Here is a 6299-nt window from a genome sequence, read left to right as displayed (position 1 = left end):
GTCATGCCCCGACTGCTCGAGGTGTTCGCCACCGTCGTCGGCGAACCGGCCGCGCACGGCCCCGGCACCGCGCGCGGCGATATGGATCTCTGGGATTCGCTGGCTCAGGTCCGGCTGGTGTACGCGGTGGAAAACGCCTTCGCGGTGGAACTTCCGGAACGCCTGCTCACCAGCGAATGCTCACTCACCGAAATCGCCGACGCCGTCGCGACCGCACAGACGGCGCGACTGTCATGAACACCAGAACCCGCACGGGTACCCAGGCTGTCACGAGTAACGAGGCCGTCATGAACACCAGAACTCTCCCCCACCTCAAGGCCGCCTCGAAGAACGGCAGGCCTGCACCGTTGTGCAACAGGGCATTCCGGCTCGCCGACCGCGATGTCGGCATCTACTCCGACGCGGTGGGCGACCGGAACCCACTGCACGTCGACGAGGATTTCGCCCGCCGCTCCCCCTACGGCCGGCCCATCGCGCACGGCACGCTGGTCCTCACCCTCGCGCTGGCCGTACTGTTCGAGACCACCGATCCGCGTGCGCTGGAACAGATCCGGGTCACCTTCCGCCAGCCGGTGCTGCCCGGCCGCCGCTACGAGATCAACTGGACGCGCGGCGACGGCGGCGTGGTGCGCGGGCGGGTCAGCTTCGGCGGTGTCGAGGTCGTGGGCATCCACTGCACCTTCGGCCTGGGCCTGCGGTTCTCCGAGCACACGGTGCGTCCCCGGCCGCACCGGCCGCGGCCGCGCCTGTTCGACCCCGCCGATCCGCCCGGCCTGGAACAGGGGTCGTATGCCGCCGATCACCGGTTCATCGCGAAGCTGACCGAACGGCTGGTCGGCGGGCGGGTGCCCGAGCACATCGCCACCCTGCTCGGCTGGGTGAGCTACTGGACCGGTATGAGCACTCCCGGCCGCGACGCTCTGCTGGTGGCCTGCACCATCGACCTCCAGCAGGCCGGGTTCGGTGCCCTCGAATTCCATACCGACGCAACCGAAGTCGATCGCCGGTCTGGGCTGGTGACACTGCGGGCGCACACTCGCTGCGGCGTGAACGCCGATGTCACCGTGCAGAGCCTGGTCCGAGAACAGGTCCCGGCGCCCAATCCCGATGCGCTCGCCGAATTCGTTCCGCCCTCGAACGTATTGGCCGACCGCACCATCCTGGTCGTCGGCGGTAGTCGCGGCCTCGGCGCGGCGGTATCACTCGGCCTGGCCGCGCAGGGCGCGACCGTGCTGGTCAGCTGCAGCCGGCCACCCACCCAGCTGCTCGCCGCCGCGGGACCGTACCGGGATCGGCTGAAGCTGGTGCTGGCCGATGCCCGCAACCCGCACGCCCTGGCCGCGGCACTGCCCGCGATTCCGCTCGACGGTGTGGTCGTGCCCGCCGCACCGGCCATTCCGAGCCTGCCGCTGGCTCCCGACGCGGTGGACTGCGCGGCCGACTTCATCGGTGACAGTGCGCGATTGGTGCTCGCCCCATTGTCGGTGTGCGCCACCCGGCTGCGGCCCTACGCGACCGTGGTGCTCGTTTCCTCGGCCGCGGTGGATGATCCACCACGCTGGTGGGCGCACTACACCGCGGCGAAATGCGCGACCGAGGCCCTCGCCCGCTACGCGGCCGAACATCATCCGTGGCAGGTCGCGGTGGTCCGACCGCCACGGCTGTGGACCGATCTCACCAATACGCCCGGCGGCCGTGCCGCGAGCGCGCCGATGGGTCCGGTCGCCGCCGCCATCGTCGGCGCCTTCACCACACCGGATTTCGCGCCCGGCGAGGTGGCCGTGCTGGAGAGCCGCGCCACGGAGCCGGTGGATCTGGACGACGTGACCTCGCCGACGACACCGGTAGAGGAGGTGCGTCATGCTGGAAATCCAGGGGCTGAACAAGTCCTACGGTGACAAGCGGGTGCTGACCGGAATCGATCTCACCGTCGCGCCCGGCGAAGTGCTCGGCCTGCTCGGGCCCAACGGGGCCGGGAAGACCACCATGGCCGAGATCACCGCGGGCCTGATCCGGCCCGACTCGGGCACGGTACGCGTCGCCGGGATCGACATGGGCGCCCAGCCTCGGGTAGCGCGCCGCCAATTGGGTTTGGCGCCACAGGAACTCGGCGTCTATCCCACCCTCACCGCACGCGAGAACATGGAGTTCTTCGGCCGGCTCATGGGTGTGGGACGCACCGAACTGCCCGGGCGGATCGCGGAAGTGGCTGCACGCCTGGGGATCACACCCTTCCTGAACACGCGGGCGCATCACCTGTCCGGTGGTCAGCAGCGCCGGCTGCACACCGCGGTCGCCCTGCTGCACCGGCCGCAGGTGCTGTGGCTGGACGAACCCACCGTCGGCGCGGACGTGTCCGCGCGCCAGGATCTGCTCGGCGAGGTCCGCGACCTGGCCGACCAGGGTGCGGCGGTGGTGTACGCGACCCACTATCTACCGGAACTCGAAGTGCTCGGGGCACGTGTGGTGGTCCTGCATCACGGGCGGATTCTTGCCGCCGGACTCGCCTCCGATCTCATCCGGCGCTATGCGAAATCCGCTGTGAGCCTGGAGTTCTCCGGGCCGGTGCCGGACCGGCTCAGCGCGTACCGCGTCAATGCCGAGGCCCGGCAGTTGCGTATACCGACCGATGCACCCGGGCAGCTGCTGGCTCAGCTGTTCACCGCACTCGGCGGCGAGACGGAACGCCTGCTGTCGGCGGAAATCCACCACCCAGACCTGGAGAACGCCTACCTGGCGATCGTCGCGGAGGCCGACGCCGAAGCCGATGGGCGCACAGCGGATTCAGCGGAGATCGCCGACTCGGCACAGAGGAGTTCCGATGCTCTTGCATGATTCCGCACTGGACCGCGTCCGCGCCCTGTCCTGGGCCGACTTCCATCGCATCCGCTCCGATCCCGCGCAGCTGGTCGTGATCACCCTGCTGCCCATCGGCATGATGGCCTTCCTGACTCCGATCGACAAGGCGCAGTTGCGTTTCTCGGCCGGGTATCCGCACGCCAATGGCGTGGAGCAGGCCGGGCCCGGCTCGATCGTGTTGTTCGCCTTCTTCATCACCACCCTGCTGGGCGCCTCGTTCTTCCGGGAACACGAATGGGGTACCTGGGATCGGCTGCGGGCCGCACCGGTGCGGGCGGCGGAGATCATCGTCGGGAAATCGCTACCGCTGCTGGCCTTCTCGGCGGTGCAGCTCACCCTGCTGTGGGTGGTGGCGTTCAAGGTGTTCGACCTGCACAGCAAGGGCCCCATCGCGGCGATCGGCCTGCTGACCGCCGCCCTGGCGGTGGCCACCTGGGGGTTCGGCATCGCACTGGTGTCGTTGTGCCGCACCATCGATCAGCTCGCCATCATGGCGCAGCTCGGCTCGCTCGCCCTGGGCGGGCTCGGCGGCACCATCGCCCCGCGGGACACGCTGCCGCACTGGGCACAGACGCTCTCGCCGCTCACACCGCAGTACTGGGCGCTGCGCGGTTTCAAGGACGTCATTCTCGACGGCGCCGGATTCGGAGCCGTCATCGCCCCGTGCCTGGTGCTGCTCGGTGTCGGCGGCGCGGGAGCCCTGCTCGCCGTCTTCCGATTCAGATTGAGCCACGCCAAGGTTGGACGGAGTTGAGCGGTGAACGTGCAAGCAACAGTGGAGCTCGCCCGAGCCCCCCGAGTATGGAGACAGGTGATCGGCTGGATACTGCTGCTGACCGGACTGCTCGCCACCTCCGAAGTACTGGACCGGCTGCAATTCCCGGCCTCCCAGATGATTCTGGGCCTGGCCGCCGGCGCCGTGCTGGCGATCACGGGACGACTGCCCGCACCACTGCCGCGACCGGTGTCGATCGGCGTGCAGGCCATGATGGGCGTGCTGATGGGCAGCTATCTGGAACCGTCGCTGCTGTCGTCGATCGGCGTCGCCTTGCTTCCGGTACTGGGGATCACCGTCGCGACCCTGGTGGTGAGTGTGCTGGTCGCCATGGTGTTCGCGCGCTGCACGCGAATCCCGTTGCCCACCGCCGTACTCGGGCTACTGGCCGGCGGGTCGGCGGCGGTGGTGTCCTGTGCCGACGAACTCGACGCCGATTCCCGGCAGGTGGCGTTCATGCAGTACCTGCGCGTCATGCTGGTCGCGCTCAGCGCCCCGCTGGTGACCCATCTGCTCGGCCGTGGCAGCGCCGCCGAAGAGGCCGCCCCCGTACTGAGCCGGGTCACCAATCCTGATCTGCCGCACTGGATGATCGTCGGCCGTGGCGATCAGATCGCCGGCCTGTGTATCGCGATCATGCTCGGCCTCATCGGACTTCGCCTGGCGCACCTGCTCCGCATCCCCAGCCCCGCCCTCATCGGCCCCATGCTGCTCACCGCCGCCATCACCGCCATGGGCATCAGCCACGGCTACGCCCCCACCAACCTCTTCCGCGAATTACTGTTCGTACTAATAGGTTTCGATGTCGGCGCCCGCTTCACCAGATCCACGGTGGTGGCCATGGCCCGCATGATCCCCGGCATGACCCTCGCCATCGCCGTCCTCTCCGCCGCCATCGCCGCCCTCGCCTACCTCCTCTCCCGCTGCGTAGCCCTCAACCTCTCCGACCTCTACCTGGCCACCACCCCCGGCGGCATCAACGCGGTACTGGCCACCGCCCAGGACATGGACGCCAATATGCCCCTGATAACCAGCGTCCAAAGCATCCGCCTGGTCCTCATGGTCGCCATGGTCCCGATAGTCGCCCGCCTCTTCCGCCGCCGAGCCCCCACCCCGGCAGCGGCCACCCCGGTACCGGCAACAGCCAGTTGGGACACCCCACGATGATCACCACCTCACTACCCCGCCAGCGCACCACCACCCGCCCACCCCGCCCGCTGGACGACCTCCGAAACATCGAACTCCGCCACCTGAATCTCCTGGCCGTGATCGCCGAAACCGGCACGATCACCGCCGCCGCCCGCCGCCTGGGCATCTCCCAACCCAGCCTCAGCCAGCAACTCAAACTCCTGGAACGACGCATAGGCACCCCCCTCTTCGACCGCACCACCACGGGCATGCGCCTGACCCCCAGCGGCGAAGTCCTCCTGGCCAGCGTCACCCGAGCCACCGAAGAACTCCGCACCGGCCTGGCCCTGGCCCGCAACACCCCTCTCCAGGTCCGCATAGGCCTCCCCCCGAACATCCCCCAGGCAGCCCTCTCCGAAATCAACCACCACCTGACCACCCACCACCCCGTAACCCCCACCTACATCCCCGCCGACCCCACCACCCAAACCACCCAATTACGCACCGGCCGACTGGATTTCGCCGTCCTGCACCTCCCCACGAACCTCCGAGGCCTGGTAGCCCACCCCCTGACCCAACACCCACCCCACCAACCCCTGGCCCTCACCACCCGAGCCAACAGCACCTGGAGCCGGCTACTGGAGAGCTGGCTCGAAGATCCAAATGTCTGAAACGCCTTATATCACAACAGAATTAGACTTGTTCGAACTAATGTTCGATAGTAGAATGGGAGCATGGACACCGGGGGGAACCAGTTCACAGCAGACGCCACAGCAGCTTTCGCTGCCGCGGTCGACGCGCTGACCGAGTTGAACCCGACCCCGTTCACCGACGACCAGATCACCGAAATCCTGCGCGAAATCGAAACCAGCAAAAGGCGTCTGACTGCCGTAGAGCATCGACTGCTGGTCGAGGTCGACGAACGCCATATCCCCGAACGAGTGGGAGCCAAAAGCACCGCCCAATTCCTGAGCACGATCCTGCGCCTCTCTCACGCCGAAGCCGCCGCGCGCGTGAACGCAGCCAAACTGCTGGGCCCGCGCCTGATCAGCGGCGAAGAACTCGAACCACTGTTGCCACACACCGCTGCCGCACAAGCGGCCGGAGAAATCTCCGTCGATCACGCCTGGCGTATCGCGAAGATTTTGAAGCGGCTGCCGGTGAATGTCGATGCGGTACAAGCCGAAGCAGTCGAACAACAACTCGCCGAGTACGCGCGCACCGGCTGGCCCGACGACCTGCCCAAGATCGGTGACCGCATCCTGGCCCACCTCGACCCCGACGGAACCCTGGTCGAGGACAAAGATCGTCAACGCATGCGTGAACTGATCATCGGTAAACAGCGCGTGGATGGGATGTCCACGATCCGTGGTGAGATCACTCCGGAACTGCGAGCACTCCTCGATCCGGTGCTGGCGAAGCTGGCACGGCCGGGCATGTGTAACCCCGAGGACCCGCAAAGCCCCTGGACCACAGGAGATTCCGCAGGTGACACCATCGATGCGGAAGTGATGCAGGCATGCGCGAAACGCGACCT

7 protein-coding genes are annotated in these 6299 nt (G+C 67.7%); all 7 read left to right on the top strand.

What is annotated here, in order from left to right; genetic code table 11:
- Positions 1–3 precede the first annotated feature (3 nt).
- A complete protein-coding gene (locus tag ACH438_RS30800; protein ID WP_397011546.1) occupies positions 4–237 on the top strand; it encodes a hypothetical protein in 234 nt (77 codons plus the stop codon).
- Positions 238–287: 50 nt separating this feature from the next.
- Positions 288–1898, top strand: a complete 1611-nt coding sequence (locus tag ACH438_RS30795) for an SDR family NAD(P)-dependent oxidoreductase (protein ID WP_397011544.1) — start codon at positions 288–290, stop codon at positions 1896–1898.
- Positions 1861–2835: an ABC transporter ATP-binding protein gene (locus ACH438_RS30790; RefSeq protein WP_397011542.1), complete on the top strand. Its 975-nt coding sequence runs from the start codon at positions 1861–1863 to the stop codon at positions 2833–2835. The genes ACH438_RS30795 and ACH438_RS30790 overlap by 38 nt, the downstream gene beginning before the upstream one ends.
- The gene (locus tag ACH438_RS30785; protein ID WP_397011540.1) at positions 2822–3613 is read left to right on the top strand and encodes an ABC transporter permease; all 792 of its coding nucleotides are present in this window, start codon (positions 2822–2824) and stop codon (positions 3611–3613) included. The genes ACH438_RS30790 and ACH438_RS30785 overlap by 14 nt, the downstream gene beginning before the upstream one ends.
- Positions 3614–3670: 57 nt before the next feature.
- Complete coding sequence (locus ACH438_RS30780; RefSeq protein ID WP_397011538.1) at positions 3671–4801, top strand: AbrB family transcriptional regulator; 1131 nt, start codon at positions 3671–3673, stop codon at positions 4799–4801.
- Positions 4798–5433 (top strand): LysR family transcriptional regulator, encoded by a 636-nt coding sequence (locus ACH438_RS30775; RefSeq protein WP_397011536.1) that lies wholly within the window; start codon positions 4798–4800, stop codon positions 5431–5433. Before ACH438_RS30780 ends, ACH438_RS30775 begins: the two co-directional genes overlap by 4 nt.
- A 138-nt stretch (positions 5434–5571) precedes the next feature.
- Positions 5572–6299: DUF222 domain-containing protein (locus tag ACH438_RS30770; protein ID WP_397011534.1), on the top strand; the 728-nt coding region annotated here is incomplete at its 3' end.

It is taken from the genome of Nocardia sp. NPDC020380 (assembly GCF_044386975.1).
Lineage (GTDB): Bacteria > Actinomycetota > Actinomycetes > Mycobacteriales > Mycobacteriaceae > Nocardia.
Note: the sequence above shows the minus strand (reverse complement) of the source record. Positions and strands in the feature narration are given on the sequence as shown.

Coding starts and splice junctions, on each gene's coding strand:
- ACH438_RS30795 (WP_397011544.1), top strand. CDS start 288: ATGAACACCAGAACTCTCCCCCACCTCAAGGCCGCCTCGAAGAACGGC.
- ACH438_RS30775 (WP_397011536.1), top strand. CDS start 4,798: ATGATCACCACCTCACTACCCCGCCAGCGCACCACCACCCGCCCACCC.
- ACH438_RS30800 (WP_397011546.1), top strand. CDS start 4: ATGCCCCGACTGCTCGAGGTGTTCGCCACCGTCGTCGGCGAACCGGCC.
- ACH438_RS30790 (WP_397011542.1), top strand. CDS start 1,861: ATGCTGGAAATCCAGGGGCTGAACAAGTCCTACGGTGACAAGCGGGTG.
- ACH438_RS30785 (WP_397011540.1), top strand. CDS start 2,822: ATGCTCTTGCATGATTCCGCACTGGACCGCGTCCGCGCCCTGTCCTGG.